This window comes from Microbacterium sp. H83 (genome assembly GCF_001650405.1).
Classification (GTDB): domain Bacteria; phylum Actinomycetota; class Actinomycetes; order Actinomycetales; family Microbacteriaceae; genus Microbacterium.
The window spans coordinates 1-16,070 of record NZ_LWCU01000019.1 but is presented as its reverse complement, the minus strand read 5'-3'; the positions used below and the strand labels follow the sequence as shown (position 1 = coordinate 16,070).

Annotated in this window: 22 protein-coding genes; 7 read left to right on the top strand and 15 right to left on the bottom strand. The window is 68.8% G+C overall.

Translation table 11 applies throughout. The annotated features are described in order from the left end of the window. Nucleotides 1-3: 3 nt before the first annotated feature. The 15 genes from A4X16_RS09255 to A4X16_RS09185 form a co-directional block, all read right to left on the bottom strand. A complete protein-coding gene (locus A4X16_RS09255; protein ID WP_067119741.1) occupies nucleotides 4-414 on the bottom strand; it encodes a hypothetical protein in 411 nt (136 codons plus the stop codon). A gap of 15 nt (nucleotides 415-429) precedes the next feature. Further along, entirely contained in the window at nucleotides 430-1,158 is a 729-nt protein-coding gene (locus A4X16_RS09250) for an HNH endonuclease family protein (RefSeq protein WP_067119739.1), read from the bottom strand. A 105-nt stretch (nucleotides 1,159-1,263) separates the two neighbouring features. Further along, nucleotides 1,264-2,133, bottom strand: coding sequence for an ArdC-like ssDNA-binding domain-containing protein (locus tag A4X16_RS09245; RefSeq protein ID WP_067119736.1), 870 nt, complete (start codon nucleotides 2,131-2,133; stop codon nucleotides 1,264-1,266). 142 nt (nucleotides 2,134-2,275) lie between these two features. Continuing rightward, a complete protein-coding gene (locus A4X16_RS09240; protein ID WP_231880318.1) occupies nucleotides 2,276-3,520 on the bottom strand; it encodes a hypothetical protein in 1,245 nt (414 codons plus the stop codon). A gap of 286 nt (nucleotides 3,521-3,806) precedes the next feature. Then, nucleotides 3,807-4,058: a hypothetical protein gene (locus A4X16_RS09235; RefSeq protein ID WP_067119729.1), complete on the bottom strand. Its 252-nt coding sequence runs from the start codon at nucleotides 4,056-4,058 to the stop codon at nucleotides 3,807-3,809. Nucleotides 4,059-4,095: 37 nt separating this feature from the next. Further along, complete coding sequence (locus tag A4X16_RS09230; RefSeq protein WP_231880317.1) at nucleotides 4,096-4,407, bottom strand: hypothetical protein; 312 nt, start codon at nucleotides 4,405-4,407, stop codon at nucleotides 4,096-4,098. After that, on the bottom strand, nucleotides 4,385-4,684 hold the full coding sequence (locus A4X16_RS09225; protein WP_067119724.1) for a hypothetical protein: 300 nt from the start codon (nucleotides 4,682-4,684) through the stop codon (nucleotides 4,385-4,387). The genes A4X16_RS09230 and A4X16_RS09225 overlap by 23 nt, the downstream gene beginning before the upstream one ends. A gap of 162 nt (nucleotides 4,685-4,846) precedes the next feature. Further along, entirely contained in the window at nucleotides 4,847-5,287 is a 441-nt protein-coding gene (locus A4X16_RS09220) for a hypothetical protein (RefSeq protein ID WP_067119721.1), read from the bottom strand. Next, nucleotides 5,281-5,472, bottom strand: a complete 192-nt coding sequence (locus A4X16_RS09215) for a hypothetical protein (protein WP_067119719.1) — start codon at nucleotides 5,470-5,472, stop codon at nucleotides 5,281-5,283. The genes A4X16_RS09220 and A4X16_RS09215 overlap by 7 nt, the downstream gene beginning before the upstream one ends. Beyond that, nucleotides 5,469-5,732: a hypothetical protein gene (locus A4X16_RS09210; RefSeq protein ID WP_067119717.1), complete on the bottom strand. Its 264-nt coding sequence runs from the start codon at nucleotides 5,730-5,732 to the stop codon at nucleotides 5,469-5,471. Before A4X16_RS09210 ends, A4X16_RS09215 begins: the two co-directional genes overlap by 4 nt. 22 nt (nucleotides 5,733-5,754) lie before the next feature. After that, on the bottom strand, nucleotides 5,755-6,897 hold the full coding sequence (locus A4X16_RS09205; protein WP_067119715.1) for a hypothetical protein: 1,143 nt from the start codon (nucleotides 6,895-6,897) through the stop codon (nucleotides 5,755-5,757). 10 nt (nucleotides 6,898-6,907) lie between these two features. Further along, a complete protein-coding gene (locus A4X16_RS09200; protein WP_067119713.1) occupies nucleotides 6,908-7,369 on the bottom strand; it encodes a hypothetical protein in 462 nt (153 codons plus the stop codon). Between the two features lie 49 nt (nucleotides 7,370-7,418). Further along, nucleotides 7,419-7,598, bottom strand: coding sequence for a hypothetical protein (locus A4X16_RS09195; RefSeq protein WP_197491810.1), 180 nt, complete (start codon nucleotides 7,596-7,598; stop codon nucleotides 7,419-7,421). A gap of 44 nt (nucleotides 7,599-7,642) precedes the next feature. Beyond that, a complete protein-coding gene (locus tag A4X16_RS09190; protein ID WP_131494294.1) occupies nucleotides 7,643-8,101 on the bottom strand; it encodes a hypothetical protein in 459 nt (152 codons plus the stop codon). After that, a complete protein-coding gene (locus A4X16_RS09185; RefSeq protein WP_067119707.1) occupies nucleotides 8,098-8,871 on the bottom strand; it encodes a hypothetical protein in 774 nt (257 codons plus the stop codon). The genes A4X16_RS09190 and A4X16_RS09185 overlap by 4 nt, the downstream gene beginning before the upstream one ends. 625 nt (nucleotides 8,872-9,496) lie before the next feature. Here A4X16_RS09185 and A4X16_RS09180 point away from each other — a divergent pair. The 7 genes from A4X16_RS09180 to A4X16_RS09150 are packed head-to-tail and all read left to right on the top strand — an operon-like array spanning nucleotide 9,497 to nucleotide 16,069. After that, a complete protein-coding gene (locus tag A4X16_RS09180; RefSeq protein WP_067119704.1) occupies nucleotides 9,497-9,706 on the top strand; it encodes a heavy-metal-associated domain-containing protein in 210 nt (69 codons plus the stop codon). Continuing rightward, nucleotides 9,706-10,668, top strand: coding sequence for a heavy metal-binding domain-containing protein (locus A4X16_RS09175; protein ID WP_067119702.1), 963 nt, complete (start codon nucleotides 9,706-9,708; stop codon nucleotides 10,666-10,668). Before A4X16_RS09180 ends, A4X16_RS09175 begins: the two co-directional genes overlap by 1 nt. A 35-nt stretch (nucleotides 10,669-10,703) precedes the next feature. Continuing rightward, the gene (locus tag A4X16_RS09170) at nucleotides 10,704-12,977 is read left to right on the top strand and encodes a heavy metal translocating P-type ATPase (protein ID WP_067119698.1); all 2,274 of its coding nucleotides are present in this window, start codon (nucleotides 10,704-10,706) and stop codon (nucleotides 12,975-12,977) included. A 49-nt stretch (nucleotides 12,978-13,026) separates the two neighbouring features. Beyond that, on the top strand, nucleotides 13,027-13,269 hold the full coding sequence (locus A4X16_RS09165) for a YHS domain-containing protein (RefSeq protein WP_067119694.1): 243 nt from the start codon (nucleotides 13,027-13,029) through the stop codon (nucleotides 13,267-13,269). Between the two features lie 55 nt (nucleotides 13,270-13,324). After that, the gene (locus A4X16_RS09160) at nucleotides 13,325-13,621 is read left to right on the top strand and encodes a metal-sensitive transcriptional regulator (RefSeq protein WP_067119691.1); all 297 of its coding nucleotides are present in this window, start codon (nucleotides 13,325-13,327) and stop codon (nucleotides 13,619-13,621) included. 55 nt (nucleotides 13,622-13,676) lie between these two features. Next, nucleotides 13,677-14,828, top strand: a complete 1,152-nt coding sequence (locus A4X16_RS09155) for an FAD-dependent oxidoreductase (RefSeq protein WP_067119688.1) — start codon at nucleotides 13,677-13,679, stop codon at nucleotides 14,826-14,828. Next, the gene (locus tag A4X16_RS09150) at nucleotides 14,825-16,069 is read left to right on the top strand and encodes an MFS transporter (protein WP_067119687.1); all 1,245 of its coding nucleotides are present in this window, start codon (nucleotides 14,825-14,827) and stop codon (nucleotides 16,067-16,069) included. The genes A4X16_RS09155 and A4X16_RS09150 overlap by 4 nt, the downstream gene beginning before the upstream one ends. Nucleotide 16,070: the final 1 nt, after the last annotated feature.

The window sequence follows — 16,070 nt, the reverse complement described above, 5'->3', positions numbered from 1 at the left end:
GGGTCACTCGAAGGTGGGCTCGATCAGCAGGTCCAGCGCGTCCGCGAGCTCGCGGAGGCGGTAGGCGCGGCGTCCGGCGATGACGTGTCCGAACAGGTTCACGAAGTGCAGCTCGCGGGTGTTGGTGTTGGCGATCGCCACGGTGTGGATGTCGTGCGCGTCGATGTACTGCCAGCTGATGATGTAGCTGGGGCCGTCGACGTGCGCCTGCGCCCAGCGGAGGATCAGTGCGCCGAGGGGGCCGTCTGCGGAGGCGCGCGGCGCGAAGGGGTCGGCCGGCACGATCGCGTCGACGCCGCGGATCCCGGTTGTCGATCGGAGGATCTCGTAGTCGTCGAGGGCGACGTCGTCGAACAGGTCTGTGTAGCGGGTGCCGGTGTCGTCGGTGATGGTGACGCTGCGGAGGGTGCTCATGAGTGCTCCTGGCGCTTAGGCGCTGCAGCTGGTCAGTTGAGTGGCCAGCGCCGATCGGTCGGTGGTGTTGATGGTGAGTTGGTAGGTCGCGAGGATCTCGATGAAGCGCGCGGCGTAGGTGCAGGCGTAGGACGTGTCGGGCGGCATCCAGTCGCCGGGACCGCGGTCGCTCTTGGACTGGTTGGTGGGGCCGTCTGTCGCCTGCAGGTTCAGTGGGTCGTTGGCGAAGGTCTCGCGCTGCTCGATGCTCCAGGTGTCGGCGCCCTGCCTCCATGCCCAGGCGAGGGGCACGATGTGGTCGATCTGGACGAACTCGCTGGTGGCCTGTCCCCGCTGGAAGACGATGGTGCTCCCGGTGTACGGGTCGTGGAGGGTGCCGGTGAGCACCACGCATTCGTGGGTTCCCGGCTTGGTGGTGGTGTCGGTGAGGTCGCGGGCGAGGACGTCGTTGCGCTGATCGCAGCCGTTGCGGTCGATGTCGGCCCAGCGCTGGCCGAAGTCGTCGCGCTCGTAGGTGTCCTGGTTCGCTGGCTCGGCGGGGGCGAGTGCCTCGAGGAGATCCATTGCAGCTGCGGCATCAGGCGAGAGTTGCTGCGCCGGGGTCTCGGTGGTGACTGCGATCGCTGGCGCCGGCGTGACGTCCTCGGGCGTCTGCGGGAGGGTGGGCAGAACGACCGCGGCGACGATCGCGGCGGCTATGGCCGTGAGGGTGGCGCCGAGGGTGCGGCGAGTTCGGGTGCGCATTGAGTGGTCCTCCGGGAAGTCTTCTGCTGGGTATAGGCCGCGGGGAGCGGTGTTCGCGGACAGATGCCGGGGTGGACCCAAGATCCGGCCCACCCCGGTCCTCCGTCACGCGGCCGCGTCGTCTTCGTCTCCCAGCAGTGCGTCGGCGATCGTGTTCACCGCGCGCAGGACGTTGCCGGCGGTGCTGCGGATGAGGTCGACGTCGGCGTTGGACCAGCCGGCGACGTAGCCGATCGACCACGAGCTCGTGTCCAGCCCGAGGAGCGCGCCGGCGGCGTAGGCGGTGGACTCGGCCTCCGTTTCGATCAGGCCGCGGTGCTCGCGGGTGGCGCCATCCTCGAAGTGCAGCAGCGCGTGGCCGATCTCGTGGAGGAGGGTCTTGACGCGCATTGCCGGCGACATCTTGGCGTCGACGCGGATCTGGCGGGTAGCGCCATCGGTGTAGCCGTTGAGGCCGTCCTGCTCGATGTCCTCGAGCGCGACATCCCATCCCCGAGCGGTGATGAACTGCTCGAGCTGGTCGAAGAGGCCGTCGACGTCGTCACCCTCGAGGTAGGTGGCGGGCTGCTGGGGCAGCGGGTCGCCATCGGTGTCGCGGACGTCGAAGACCGACAGCACCGGGTAGATGACACGGCTGCTGGTGGTCTCCTCGCCGGTGGTCTCGTCCTTCTCTACGATCCGCTTGGTGGAGTAGCCGAAGATCTTGATCGACTTCGCGCCCTTCACGACGTGACGGCCCAGGGCCTCCCACTGCCGGTAGCCGAGGCAGTGCGTGCCGCCCTGGGCGAGGATGAGCATCTGGTTGGAGAACGACCGCCGGCGGACGGTGCCGGCGAAGCGCAGCCACGCCTTCCAGTTCTCGCTCTCCGCCAGCGTGGCGACCTGCGCGGTGAGCTGCTCGTGCAGCGCCTCGGCTTGCGCGCGGCGCTCCTCGGGTGTGCGGCGTGCGGGGCGACGGGTCTTGGTGGTGGTCATGTGGTCCTCCCTCGATTGCGACTGACAGTGAATGTGACATTCACAATCATATGCCAGGGGGCGGACGTCGTCAACTGCTCGTCGTCGTCGTCGTCGACGGCGGCTTGCGCGCGGTTCGGTCGAGCTGACTGCGGCGAGCTTGTTAGGTGAGGGCGCTCGGGACGCGCACGCACTTCTGTTGCGCGTAGGGCCGATCGCTTATGGGCGCCCATCCGTCTTCGCCACGGCGTTTCAATCGGAGCTCACCGCTCGAGGACTCGCCGGTGACCATGTGGGGGCCGGCGTTGGTCCAGCAGTTCTGCGCGCGGGTTTCGCACCACAGCGCGAGCCGGGCATCGCGTGGCAGGCATGAGCGGTGGGTCCACCACGCCCGCTTCTCGCCGTAGGGCCCGAACTGGTGCCCTTCACTGTGGGCGAGAGCATCGTGAACGGCTCGGAACACGTCGTTGGCGATCATCCTCGATCGCTCGCCCGTGGGGAGGGTGACCGGGATCTGGGTGGCCATGGGGTGATCGGGGGGAAGGGCGCCCTCGGTGTTCTGTGAGACGTCGGTGCGGAAGTAGAACAGGTGCTTGTTCTCGCGGAGATCTCGGAGCATCGCCGCGGAGTCGGCGTAAGGCTGTTCGCTCTCGCCGTGCCAGGGCTCGAAGCGGTAGCCGGCTTCGGTGAGCATGTCCCACTGGGCAGCGATGTGGTGCCGGAACGACCGGTAGGAGCGGGCGACCCGCGGGTGGGCCGGCTCGTGGGGTGCGACGTCGTAGGCGCGTGCGGCCGCGATGTCGTCCATGTCTGTCAGGTGAGGGATGCCGCGTCGACGAGGGAGTCCCTGAGCATCGGCGTACCGCTCGCGGAGGGACTGGATCTCCTTGATCGGCGTGTGCCGCAGATAGCGCTCATCCCCCTCGACGAACGTGACGTGCGCCTGAGCGAAGCTGGGGTCGACGCCGAGCCGGGAGGCGATCGCGTTCACTGCTGCCGGTGGCAGCGGGTACGAGGCCGGCTCTGCGATCTCGAGCTTGCCGTCGTAGAGTCTGCCGCCGGAGGCGCCGGCGTCTCGGAGGATGTCGAGCGTGTGCTGCACCCGGTCTTGCTCGTCGAGGCCGACCGGGAATGAGTAGACCCGGTCGGGGCCGTCCTGGTCGAAGTAGCCCGCCATGACACTGTCCTGGTTGTATCGGCCAGCGATCTCGCCCGCCCATGCCGTGATCTGCTCGAAACTCTCTGCGTGGACGACGTAGGCGCCGGCGGGCTCTGACTCGCCCTCCCAAAGGCCATCGGCACGGTCGGCTTCCGAGATCTCGATCCCATGCCGCTCAGCTGACGCGCGCAGCGTCTCGTCGTACTCGATCCACTCATCGGTGTCGTAGTAGCTGGGACGCGAGCTCATCCGCATCAGCTCGCCCGACTCCGGTCGGAAAGGTGTGGCGCCGATGAACGCGCGAACCTGATCGGCTGCGGCCGCGGCACGTTGGTCCGCTCGCCGGCGCCGCTGTCCGTCTGCCGTCGACGAGGGGCAACGTCGCCCACCGTGGTCGATGTCGTCACACATAGCGCCTCCGTGATCTCTGCTGGGTATAGGCCGAGCGGAGAGGGCTTCGCGGACAACGAGAACGGGCCCCAGCGTGATCGCCGGAGCCCGTTGTGGATGGGTCAGTGTGTCGATGCGCGACCGGTCACGGGATGAACTCGCTCGGGGTCGGCAGCGGGAGATCCGGGTAGCGGATCTCGTTCGTGCGGTCCTCGATGTAGGCCGCGTAGTGGTCGGCGAAGTCCTGCGCACTCGCGCGGCTGAGGCCGGAGCTCTTCGCGTAGGAAAACGCCTCATGCCAGGGGTCGAGCTTGGGGCTGGCTGGCGGTGCCGGCGGCTGGACCGGCACCGCGGCCTCGGATCCCTTGCCGGTCAGGAGCGCAGCGATGGGAGCCACGACCGAATTGGCGGCGGGGCCGATGGTTCGGCGCAGGCTAGGCATCGTCATCACCGCCGGTCGACGGGTTGGTGATGATGAAGCCCGTGCCGGCGTCGGGCTGCTCCTGGTGCAGGCCGACGATCGTGTCGTCGGGGGAGGCCTGATCCTGCAAGGTGAGCTCGAGCAGTTCGCGGTACTCGTCCGGCGTGAGTGCCTGTACTGCAGCGCGGTCGGTGACATCGACGTCTTTGCCGTTGATGTGGAAGATGTTCGCCATGTCGGTCTCTCCTGCTGCGCGCTGCGGGATGGTCAGGTTCCCATCCTGATGCGGCGCGGCGGCGGACTCAGTCAATGTCGAGCTCGACACTGTCGGCCTCGAGGTCGGGGATGGTCTGGGCGGGGTGGCTGAACGTGGCAGCGGCGGCGTGGACGGTGACGTGATCGCCCCGGTGCGTCGTCAGCCGGAGCAGCTCGGCGAGGGCGCCGTTGGCGTGGACGTTGTACGGGCCGGTGTCAGTGTCGACGCGGAAACCGACTCGTGCTCGGCGGTCGGTGAGCCGGCGGACGAGGGTGAGCGGTGTGCGGACGGTTCCTGTGATGGTGACCGCGGTGCCCGTGGGGGCGGCGGTCTGGGTGATGGTCATGGCGTTTCTCCTCAATCAATTAGTGAATGTGACATTCACTGACTATACGCCTGCGCGCCCGGTAGGGGAACCCCGTGCCTGACGTTGCTGCAGGCCTTTCTTGCTGGGTATAGGCCGGGTTTGAGGGTGTTCGCGGACATCGGAGTTGCGGAGGTCGGGTGGTCAGTCGTCGACGTTGTCCTCGGGTTCGTTGCACGCGCCGCTGTTGATGGCGTCGACACCGGCTTTGGTGAGCACCCATCCTGGTTCGATCCAGGAGTAGCGCTCGATCAGTCCGCGCCGGCGGAGGGATTGGATGGTGCCGCCGGGGATCCCCAGGCCTGCCGTGTCGAGGTAGCTCGCGCCGCCGGAGGGGGATCGACCATCGGCGATCATCCGCATGGTGACCCGTTGCGACCAGTTCAGACGCCGGGCGTTCTGTCGGCGCTTGAGCTCGGTGTTGGCGCACTGGGTGGCGTCGGCCTCGGTGGCGTGGCGGTGGGCGCAGCGCCACACCCGCTCGCCGGACTGGTGGGTGCCTTTGTCGGTGACGTGGTCGATGACGCCGCGCAGTGCGCCTCCGGGGCGCCCGGGGGTCCATGACGACCAGCTGGCGGTCAGCATGCGATCGCCGCCGTCAGCTCGGGGGAGAGGATGCCGGCCTGCTGGTCTGCGCGCACGGCTGCGCTGCAGTCCTTGCAGGTCACGTCTGCGACGGCCGTGGCTGCCGACGTCGCTTTGCGTCCGCAGTAGCCGCGTGATCCTGTGATGCCCGCCAGGCAGATCCGGGCGGTAGCTTCCTGCGTCATTGGCGGGGCCCGTCCGCGCAGCTCGAGCAGAGGTCGGCGGCACCCTCGTCGTTGGCCCACCAACAGCCGCCGAAGCATGCTCGCTCGTCGGTGCACCCGCAGACGTGACAGGTGCGCACGAGATCGAGGAGAACCTGGTCGATTCCGCCCTGGGCGCCGAGCTCCGTGCCGAGGGCTGTGACCCGGGAGATCACGTCCTCGGGTGCGTTGCTGGGGACTTGAATCGTGACGGTGACGGTAGGGGTGGTGCGGTCGTTCATGGTGGCCTTCCTGATGTCGGTGTCAGGCGGAGCGTTCGAGCTTCGGGGCTGCGGTGAGCGGCTCCAGCGCGAGGAGCCGCTGCGCCTTCTCCGCTTCGATCTCACGAGGCAGCTCCCCCTTGCGAGCACCTGAGCGGCCGTAGAGGAGGATCTTCACGCCGGTCTTGGAAACCTGCGCCTGGTCGGCGATCTCGAGGACGGCCATGCCGGATGCCATGAGCTGACGGACGTGCTGTCGGATCGGTTCGGCGGACACGCGCGGGGCCTGCGGCGCGACGCCGGACTCCCGGCGCCGGCGTCGCTCCTCGGCCAGTGAAGCGTCGGCGCACGAGGTCTCCGCAGGGCACTGGTCGCGGTCCTTGCAGCCGAGCTGATAGCCGTAAGCGGTGCCATGGTGCTGACGGGGGATCGGGGCGGTGGCCCGCTTCGCCATCCATTCGCGGTGGTAGGTGCGTCCCGCTTCGATGCACTCGGGTCGATCGCATCCGCGCGCGCGGCAGGCGTTGGTGCCGTGCGGCTGCAGCTGTCGAGGCGTGGTGGAGGTCCGCGGCCGCGGCGTTGTCTGGCGGCGCGGCTTAGTCGGCGGGGAAGGGCGCTGCTCGTCGTGTGCCGCGAGCTCGGCGGCTGCTGCTGCATGTCGCTGGGTGGCCTGCAGCAGGGCTTGCTCGATCACGCCGCCGAGGGACAGGCCGGCTCCCGTGGCGATCGTCGCCGCCTCGAGCTGCTCGGTGATGAGGGCGAGCGCCTCCCGCAGCCGGCGGCGCTCGATCTGCCAGCGGGCGAGCTCGTCGCTGCGCTGCTCGAGCGCCCGTTGATACTCGTCGACGTCTCGGCCGGGTGCTGGCTTGCGCTTCGCTCGTGGAGTGGGTGGCGCCTTCCGGGAGGGGGTGCGCTTGGCCGGAGTATCCGCTGCGCGCCGTGCTTCGCGGGCGGCTGCGCGGTCTCCTTGACGGGCATTCGCGCGTTCGGCCGCGTCGCGCTCGAGGATCTCGGCGAGGGGCACGCCGGCGTCGATCAGACGGGCGAATGAGTAGTCGCCGGAGTACCGGGAGTGGACGGTGCGGCACGGGATGACTGCGGGGCATGCTGCGCTGCGGCATCCCTGCCTGTACCCGTCCGGGGTGCCATGGGGGAAGCTGTCGTCGAGCAGGTCGAGAGTGGACATGGCGAACCCCTCAGTAGCGGAGGATGCGCGCGGTCACGAGAGTCATCAGCGCGGCTCTCTGGCTGTTGTTGAGCCGTGAGAAGTGTTTGCCGAGGATGTCGATTGCGCTCTCGAAGTCATCCGGGAGCCCGTCGAGATCACGCTTCACGCGGCGCTCGTTCGCGTCGCGCTGGTACTCGGCGCGATCGCGGGTGCGCCACTCCGAGATCTCTGCGGTGTCCTGCCAGCTGCCGGTGAGTCTGGGCCCGTGAGCGCCGCGGACGAACAGCGATTCAGGCTCGTCAGCGGGTCGGGTGATGGTGACGATCGCGCCGACCGGCACTGACAGGTATGGCTTGTAGGAGCCGATCTCTCTCTCTTCGAGAACGCCGTTGACGAGGGGACGGTACCAGTGGGCGAGCTTGCCGTTGCCCGCCTGCTTGCGTCCGATGTAGACGACTTCCTCGTCGACGATCTGCGCAGCGTCGCTCATGGTGTCCTCCGCGATAGGTGATCAGTAGTGAATGTGACATTCACTGACGTTACGCGGTGGCTCGCTCGAGCGCAAGCGTGTGGGTGTGGATCTCGGCGATGGGGAGTGGGCGCGGGCCCGGAACGGCGAGAGGTCTCGAGGGGCGCTCGAGCGGGCCTTCGAGCTCGAAGCCGCAGACGCCGCAGCTGTAGAGCCCGACGTCGGGGATGTCGTCGGAGGGGATGTACATGATCTCCGGCTCTTCGCACATGAGGCAGCGCATGGTGGACCTTCCTATTGGTGTTCGTGGAGGGGTTTGACGACGGCGGTGTAGTGGGGGTTGTTGCCCCAGGAGGTCGCGATCCGCTTGGCTCTGTCGGGGTCGTCGCCGACATAGGGGCGGTAGCTCTTCCCGGACGCCGTGTGGGTGATGACGACCTGGATGACGTCGCTGTTGTCGCGCACGGTGAGCGCGTCGACGGTGAGCGGGTGGCGCCAGACGCGGCCGCGGATGATGAAGTGGGGATGCAGCCCTCGCGCCTTCTCGGGAGTGCGCAGGGCGTCGTGCGCCCAGAGGGCGATCGGGATCTCGCCGGGAGCGCTGAACCCCATGAGTCGGCTGGGCTGGTCAAGCCCAGAGTGGACGAGGTACAGATTCCCCACGAGGATCGGCGCCGGCAGTCGCGGGTCGCTCGTGGTCGGAGTGAGGTAGATCGTGAGCAGCGTGCGTCCGGCCATGGTGTTCCTGTTCATGCGGTGCGGCGCAGGCCGGCGGCGATGATGTGCGCCTTGGTGGGGCGTGAGTAGAAGCCGAAGCTGTCGTCGTCGTCGCTGGCGGAAACGGTGGCGGTGAACTCGACAACGTCGCCGCGGCCGGCGGTTGAGATCTCGGACGGGCGGCTGCCCCAGACGCGCCAGCCCGGGCCCTGGACGAGCATCTTGACCGTGATGCCCCACTGGCTGTCGAGGGTCTTCGTCGCGAGGATCTCGCCCCGGATGATCGTGCGTCCCGTGGGGACGGGGCGACGGGCTGCCTTCTCCTGCTCGAGCTGCTCGAGCAGGGCATGCGCTTCGGTGACCTCGGCGTCGTCCAGGGTGCCGGTGTAGTCCTCGAGGCTGTCCAGCAGCTGGCCGATCCGCAGCCGCAGCGGGTTGCCGTCGCGGACGGACAGATGCGCCTCGGTGAGCTGGTCGCGCAGGCCTGGGTGAGCGAGCTCGAAGTCGGCACGCCGCGCGGCGAGGGCCTGCATGGTGTTGGCGTGCTCGGCGCGTGCCTTCGCGTGAGAGCGAGCGGTGGCGCGTGCGCTGCTGACGAGGCGACTGTGGACGCCGGACCCTTTGCATGCGAAGCAGTACGGCCGGCCCTCGCCGTCTGTGATGTAGGTGGGCGCCGTGTAGATTCCGGTGCCTCCGCACGCGCCGCAGGTCTCCTGGATGCGCTCGTTCCCCTTGCGGCCGGGGTAGGGCTCGACGTAGAAGTCGTGCCAGTCTGCGGTCGGCTGCGTCGTGGGGGTGGTGTCCATGGTTGCCTCCGGTGGTCTCTGCTGGGTATAGGCCGCAGCTGGTGCGCTTCGCGGACAGGATGTGCGGAGGCGGCGATGTCACGGCGCCGCCTCCGCTGGCGCCGACCGGTATGGGCGGGCGTCGGTCGACGCCGTAGCCGCGGGATGCCACGAACGCTGTGAGCGCTCGTCAGGCTGCGAAGTGGGCTCTGTCCCGCGGAGGGGAACGGCGCTGAGCGGTTCCCCTAGTCGGTGAGTCTGTGGTGGGCGTCTCCTCGGTGTTGGTCCGATAGTGAATGTGACATTCACAAAGATACAGTCACCCCGTGCCACCGTCAAGCGGAAGTTCTGTAGGGATTTTTCTAAAATGTCCATTTCGCAGATGAAGTGTCCACGTGGTGTCCATATGGACATTTCGGTCGGGTGGTTCGGGTGATCTCTCCTGCAGCAAGGGGATAGCTGCTGGGCGGGAGACGTAATTCACGCACAGGCGGCCGGTTCGAGGCGGTAGGTCTCACGCGATGCCACAAACAAATCTGAGCATGGACACCACGATTTCCTCAGTACTCCGGAATACCCTAGGGGGGTAGGGGTGTTAGGGTGGGTGTCGCCGATTCTGGCGCATCACCGACGGAAGGAAACCATCATGGCCACCAGCGAGTACCAGGTCACCGGCATGACGTGCGGACACTGCGAGATGTCCATCCGTGAAGAGGTCTCCCAGATCCCCGGCGTGGACGAGATCCAGGTGAGCGCCCAGACCGGCAAGCTCGTCGTGTCTTCCACCAGTGCTCTGGATGACGCCGCCGTGCTGGCCGCGGTCGACGAGGCTGGTTACTCCGCGGTGCGCGCCTGATGAACGCTGCGGGACGACTCAGCCTGTATGGCGCCGGCGTCGTCGTGGCTTTCGGCGGGGCGTTCGGCATCGCGGCAGCTGTCGTCCCGGACAGCGCCGTCGCCAACTGGACGGCCGCGGCTGACGACAGCTCGATGGCCGATCACGCCGGCATGACCGGCGAGGACACCGCCGAGACCGCCACCATCCCCGGCGTCTCCCTCTCCGGTTACGGATACGAACTCAGCCCGATCGCCGCGCCCACCGGAACGGGCGAGTCAGGCGAGTTGAGCTTCCAGATCCTCGACGCTGACGGGACTGCGCTGACCGCGTACGAGTCCTCGCATGAGAAGGACCTGCACCTGATCGTGGTGCGCACCGATGGAACCCAGTTCCGGCACGTGCACCCCACGCTCGACGAGGCCACCGGCACCTGGACGACCTCCTGGGAGTGGACCGAAGCCGGCAGCTACCGGATCTATGCCGACTTCGTGCCGGACGTCGCCGACGGCCCCGACAAGGTCACCCTGACCCGCACGGTCGACGTCGCGGGCGCGTTCACCCCGAACCCGGCGACCGCCACGTCGACGACAAGCGAGGTCGACGGGTACACGGTCACCCTCGATGGGGACCTGACCGCGGGGGAGAGCTCCGAGCTAACCTTGTCGGTCACCCGTGACGGGCAGCCAGTCACCACCCTGCAGCCGTACCTTGGGGCCTTCGGGCACCTCGTCGCGCTGCGCGATGGGGACCTGGCCTACCTGCACGTGCACGCCGAAGGCGACGACCCGCAGGACGGCGACACCGCCGGACCCGACATCCGATTCGCGGCCGAGGCGCCTACCACCGGCCGGTACCTGCTCTACCTCGACTTCCAGGTCGACGGGCAGGTCCACACCGCCGAGTTCGTCGTGGACGCCGGGCACGGCACCGGCGACACGGACACGGACGACACACACAGCGACACGGGCGACGGTCACTGACCGCCCCGCGGTGATCTGAGAGAAGAAGGAACACCATGAGCACCACAGCCCCCGCAGAACAGACCGCGGACTCCGCCGTCGAACTCCAGATCGGCGGGATGACCTGCGCCTCCTGCGCGATGCGGATCGAGAAAAAGCTGAACAAGCTCGACGGCGTCGCCGCCACGGTCAACTACGCCACCGAGAAGGCGAAGGTCACCATCCCCGCCGGATACGACCCGGCCCTGCTGATCGCCGAGGTCGAGAAGACCGGCTACAGCGCGGCGCTTCCGGCCCCGAAGAAGGCCAAGAACGACACCGCCGAGGGCGGGGACGCGGACGATGCCGACCCGGAGCTGACCAGCCTCCGCAATCGGCTCATCGTCTCCATCGTCCTGAGCGTCCCGGTCATCGCGATGGCGATGGTCCCCGCCCTGCAGTTCACCTACTGGCAGTGGGCGTCGTTGGCGCTGGCGGCGCCGGTCATCGTGTGGGCGGCGTTCCCGTTCCACAAGGCGGCGTGGGCGAACCTCAAGCACGGCACCGCGACGATGGACACGCTCATCTCGATGGGCACGACCGCCGCGTTCCTGTGGTCGCTGTACGCGCTGTTCTTCGGCACCGCCGGCACCCCCGGGATGACGCACCCGTTCGAGCTCACCCTCGCCCCCTCGGAAGGAGCCGCGAACATCTACCTCGAAGTCGCCGCCGGGGTGACGATGTTCATCCTCGCCGGCCGCTACTTCGAGAAGCGGTCCAAGCGTCAGGCCGGCGCCGCGCTGCGCGCGCTGCTCGAGCTCGGCGCGAAGGAAGTATCCGTGCTGCGCGACGGGGTGGAGACGAAGATCCCGGTCGAGGACCTGCAGGCGGGGGACGAGTTCATCGTCCGCCCGGGCGAGAAGATCGCCACCGACGGTGTCGTGGTTTCCGGCACGTCCGCCGTGGACGCCTCCATGCTCACCGGCGAATCCGTCCCGGTCGAGGTCGCCGAAGGCGACCCCGTCACCGGAGCCACGGTGAACGCCGGCGGACGCTTGGTAGTTCGCGCCACTCGGGTCGGCTCGGACACGCAGCTGGCGCAGATGGCCAAGCTCGTCGAGGACGCCCAGACCGGAAAGGCTGAGGTGCAGCGCCTGGCCGACAAGATCTCCGGCGTGTTCGTCCCGATTGCGATCCTCATCGCCGTCGTCGCGATGGGGGCATGGTTGGGTGCCGGGTTCCCTGTCGCTGCCGCGTTCACCGCCGCCGTCGCCGTGCTGGTCATCGCGTGCCCGTGCGCCCTGGGTCTTGCCACGCCGACCGCGCTGCTGGTCGGCACCGGCCGCGGCGCGCAGATGGGCATCCTGATCAAGGGCCCGGAAGTGCTGGAATCCACCCGCAAGGTCGACACCGTCGTGCTCGATAAGACCGGCACCGTCACCACCGGCAAGATGACCCTGGTCAACGTCGTCACCGAGCCGGGCACCGATGCGGACGAGCTACTCCGCCTCGCCGGTGCACTCGAAGACGCCTCCGAGCACCCCATCGCGCAGGCGATCGCGAAGGGCGCCACCCAGCAGACCGGCACCCTCCCCACCGTGGAAGGGTTCACGAACCTGGAAGGCAAGGGCGTGCAGGGTGTCGTCGACGGACACGCACTCATCGTCGGCCGGGAATCGCTGCTGGCCGAGTGGTCGCTGCGCCTGAGCGCCGAGGTTGCCGCCGCGAAGGCGCAGGCCGAAAGCGAAGGCAAGACCGTCGTCGCCGTCGGATGGGATGGTGCCGCTCGCGGCATCCTCATCGTCGCCGACACCGTCAAGCCGACCAGCAAGGAGGCCATCGCCCAGCTCAAGGCACTCGGCCTGACTCCGGTGCTGCTCACCGGCGACAACGAGGCGGTCGCCCGCCAGATCGCCGCCGAGGTCGGTATCGACCAGGTCATCGCCGAAGTCCTCCCGAAGGACAAGGTCGATGTCGTCACCCGCCTCCAAGGCGAGGGAAAGGTCGTCGCGATGGTCGGAGACGGTGTCAACGACGCCCCCGCGCTCGCGCAGGCCGACCTCGGCTTGGCGATGGGAACCGGCACCGACGTCGCGATCGAGGCCTCGGACATCACCCTGGTCCGCGGCGACCTGCGCAGCGCCGCTGACGCGATCCGGCTGTCCCGCAAGACCCTCGGCACTATCAAGACCAACCTGTTCTGGGCCTTCGCCTACAACACGGCCGCGATCCCGGTCGCAGCCCTCGGTCTCCTCAACCCGATGCTCGCCGGTGCCGCCATGGCACTGTCCAGCGTGTTCGTCGTGGGCAACAGCCTGCGTCTGCGCGGATTCAAGAGCATCGCCCGCTGACCGGGCAACCCGGCAGCACCTACCACCCACATCGGAAGGAACACCACCCATGTCCAGCTGTTGCAGCACCAGCGCCCCCGCCCCCGGCGGCCGTGAGAACCTCCTCGACGCCGCCGGTGGCGCCGACATGACCACCTGCCCCGTGATGGAGGGCACCCCGGTCAACAAGGCCACCGCCGTGGCGGCCGGCCTGTTCCGCGACTACGAGGGCGAGCGGTACTACTTCTGCTGCGCCGGCTGCGGTCCCGCGTTCGACGCGGACCCGGCCCGCTACGCCGCCGCCATGGCCTGAGCCTCACTCCCGGTGCCCACACACCCCGTGCGGGCACCGGGAGACCGGACCCTTCATGACCTCCACCATCGCGGCCGCCCGCGAACCGGGCTACATCACCGACCCCCGCACCTACCGGAACCGGCTGCGCCGTCTGGAAGGGCAGATTCGCGGGCTCACCGGGATGATCGAGCAGGAACGCCCCTGCATCGATACCCTCACCCAGATCTCCGCCACCCAACGCGCGCTCCAGGGTGTCGGTCTCGCCCTGCTGACGGACTACCTGCGCCACGCGCACGCCACCGGCACCCTCACCGACGACACCGTCCTTGATGCCGCCTCGACCGCGATCACCCAGCTGATCCGGTCCTGACCCTGCCCTCCTCGCAGCGCCGCGACCCCCGTACCCCGGAAGCGAACTGCACCTCATGCCCACCCACCATGTCCTCATCCTCGGGGCAGGAGCAGCCGGCGTCGCCGCCGCAACAGCCCTCGCCCGCCACGAGGACATCCACGTCACCCTGGTCGGCAGAACCCACGAGACCCCGTACATCCGGATGCACATCACCGGCGTCGCGTTCGGTCCCACCTTGCCCGAGACCATCCACGCGCCGCTCCCGCCCGTCACCGTGCTGGCAGACACCGCCACCCACCTCGACCCGATCAGCCGCATCGTGCACCTCGCCTCCGGCGCACAGTTGCGCTACGACGCGGTCATCATCGCCACCGGCAGCCGCCCGGACACCCTCACCCCGGGCCTGCCCGGGCGGCACACTCCCGCTGCACGGCACCAGGTCGTCACCCTGCACAGCATCCAGGACGCCCAACAGATCCGAGAACACCTCACCCGCACCGCCGGGCCGTCCCGGGTCGCGATCTACGGCGGCGGATTCACCGGCGCGGAGACCGCGTCCGCACTCCACGCCGCCGGACATCACGTCGCCCTCATCAGCCGCTCCCGCATCCCCGGGCGGGCCTCCTTCGGCGCGCAGATCGCCGCCCACATCACCGGCATCCATCGCGGCAAAATCACCACATTCCTGGGCCGCACGATCACCGCCGTCCGTGACAGGAGCCCGCTGCTGGGGATCACCCTGGATGACACCACCACGCTCTCCGCCGACCTGCTCATCACCGCCCTCGGCAACGCCCCCACCGCACCGGGACCGTTCTCTTCCGGGGTGCCTGTCGATGACCGGCTGCGGAGCACTGCCCCGCACGTGTACGCGGCCGGCAGCACCGCCATACACCGCGACGACCACCTCGGGATCTGGCGCCTGGATCACTGGGCCGACGCGGCCGCGCAAGGACAGCACGCCGCCGCCGCGGTGCTCCACGACCGCACCGGCGCCGCCGACCCGGGACCCTACCGTCCTCGTAGCTCCTACACGTCACTGATCCACGGCACCGCCATCACCGGCATCGGGTACACCATGACGCCCGCCACCGAAGGACAGGGCCCAGGACCCGGCACCCTCGTCACGCACACGCTCAACGGTGCTCTGGTGGGGGTGAGCGGTGTCGACGCGGTCGCCACCGTCCACGAAACCGCCCAGCACCTGCACGAGAGCGCCGCATGACCGCCGCCACCCCTGTGACCCCGGCCACTCGTGCCCGCGGCGGGTTCTGTCTCGCCGTGACCGGCACCGTCGTGCTAATGGCGGCCGCGTCGGCGCCTTCCCCGTTCTACCCGCAACTCACCGAGCAGCTCCAGCTGCCCCCGGTGGCCACCACTCTTATCTTCGCGATCTACGCCATCCCGCTGCTGCTCGCACTGCTGACGCTCGGGTCGCTTTCTGACCGGGTCGGGCGTCGCGGCATCCTCACCGTCGGATCGGTGGCCCTGTCGGTGAGCCTGCTGATGTTCTGGGCCGCCGATTCCTTCCTGCTGCTGCTCGCCGCCCGCGCCCTGCAAGGCCTGGCGGCGGGACTGCTGGTCCCGGTTCTGAACGCCATGATGGTCGACCACGAACCCTCCCGCTGGCTGGGGGCGGCCGCGCTGGCCAACACCGTGGCCCCCATGGCCGGTCTCGGGCTCGGGGCGCTCACCGCCGCTGGACTGCTGGACCTACCCGGCATCGACGCGGGCACCATCTTTCTGCTCCTCGCCGCGGTGTTCCCTCTCCTCGCCGCCACCGCCTGGACCATTCCCACCCCACCCGTCCTTCCCGGGGACGCGGGACCGGACCCACGGGCCCGGCGGGTCTCGGCGGCGACGCGGCGGATCATCGTCTCGGTCGCCCCCGCCATCATCGCCGGGTGGGTCACCAACGGTCTGTTCCTCGCCCTGGGACCGGGGATCATCGCCACCCGGTTCCACGCCGACACCTACCTGCACCAGGCCGGGTCCATCATCATCCTCGCCGCGGCCGGGGTGGTCGCCGCCACCGCACTGCAGGGGGCCACCGCCCGGCGGATCAGCGTGTTCGGGGCCGTGTCTCTCGGCGCAGGCACCGTGCTCAGCCTCGCCGCGCTGGCCGTGCCAACTCTGCCCGGGTACCTCGCCAGTGTCGCGGTCGTGGGTGCCGGGTTCGGGACTGCCTTCATGGGCGCGATGCGCACCCTGCTGCCGCACGTCGACCCCGGGCAGCGCGCCACCGTTATGGCCGTGATCTACACGATCTCCTACCTCGCGATGTCCGTCCCCGTCGTGCTGGCCGGCTTCCTCGTCCCCGCTCTCACCCTCCCTGGAGCCGCGGCCGTGTTGGGGGGAGTGGTGGTGCTGCTCAGCATCACCGCCACCCTCACCCACCTGCGCACCCCCACGGAGCTCACACCGCCCGCCACGCAACATCGACCGAAAGGGACCCGCCGACCATGAC

Coding starts and splice junctions, on each gene's coding strand:
- A4X16_RS09255 (WP_067119741.1), bottom strand. CDS start 414: ATGAGCACCCTCCGCAGCGTCACCATCACCGACGACACCGGCACCCGC.
- A4X16_RS09250 (WP_067119739.1), bottom strand. CDS start 1,158: ATGCGCACCCGAACTCGCCGCACCCTCGGCGCCACCCTCACGGCCATA.
- A4X16_RS09245 (WP_067119736.1), bottom strand. CDS start 2,133: ATGACCACCACCAAGACCCGTCGCCCCGCACGCCGCACACCCGAGGAG.
- A4X16_RS09240 (WP_231880318.1), bottom strand. CDS start 3,520: ATGAGCTCGCGTCCCAGCTACTACGACACCGATGAGTGGATCGAGTAC.
- A4X16_RS09225 (WP_067119724.1), bottom strand. CDS start 4,684: ATGACCATCACCCAGACCGCCGCCCCCACGGGCACCGCGGTCACCATC.
- A4X16_RS09220 (WP_067119721.1), bottom strand. CDS start 5,287: ATGCTGACCGCCAGCTGGTCGTCATGGACCCCCGGGCGCCCCGGAGGC.
- A4X16_RS09215 (WP_067119719.1), bottom strand. CDS start 5,472: ATGACGCAGGAAGCTACCGCCCGGATCTGCCTGGCGGGCATCACAGGA.
- A4X16_RS09210 (WP_067119717.1), bottom strand. CDS start 5,732: ATGAACGACCGCACCACCCCTACCGTCACCGTCACGATTCAAGTCCCC.
- A4X16_RS09205 (WP_067119715.1), bottom strand. CDS start 6,897: ATGTCCACTCTCGACCTGCTCGACGACAGCTTCCCCCATGGCACCCCG.
- A4X16_RS09200 (WP_067119713.1), bottom strand. CDS start 7,369: ATGAGCGACGCTGCGCAGATCGTCGACGAGGAAGTCGTCTACATCGGA.
- A4X16_RS09195 (WP_197491810.1), bottom strand. CDS start 7,598: ATGTACATCCCCTCCGACGACATCCCCGACGTCGGGCTCTACAGCTGC.
- A4X16_RS09190 (WP_131494294.1), bottom strand. CDS start 8,101: ATGAACAGGAACACCATGGCCGGACGCACGCTGCTCACGATCTACCTC.
- A4X16_RS09185 (WP_067119707.1), bottom strand. CDS start 8,871: ATGGACACCACCCCCACGACGCAGCCGACCGCAGACTGGCACGACTTC.
- A4X16_RS09180 (WP_067119704.1), top strand. CDS start 9,497: ATGGCCACCAGCGAGTACCAGGTCACCGGCATGACGTGCGGACACTGC.
- A4X16_RS09175 (WP_067119702.1), top strand. CDS start 9,706: ATGAACGCTGCGGGACGACTCAGCCTGTATGGCGCCGGCGTCGTCGTG.
- A4X16_RS09170 (WP_067119698.1), top strand. CDS start 10,704: ATGAGCACCACAGCCCCCGCAGAACAGACCGCGGACTCCGCCGTCGAA.
- A4X16_RS09165 (WP_067119694.1), top strand. CDS start 13,027: ATGTCCAGCTGTTGCAGCACCAGCGCCCCCGCCCCCGGCGGCCGTGAG.
- A4X16_RS09160 (WP_067119691.1), top strand. CDS start 13,325: ATGACCTCCACCATCGCGGCCGCCCGCGAACCGGGCTACATCACCGAC.
- A4X16_RS09155 (WP_067119688.1), top strand. CDS start 13,677: ATGCCCACCCACCATGTCCTCATCCTCGGGGCAGGAGCAGCCGGCGTC.
- A4X16_RS09150 (WP_067119687.1), top strand. CDS start 14,825: ATGACCGCCGCCACCCCTGTGACCCCGGCCACTCGTGCCCGCGGCGGG.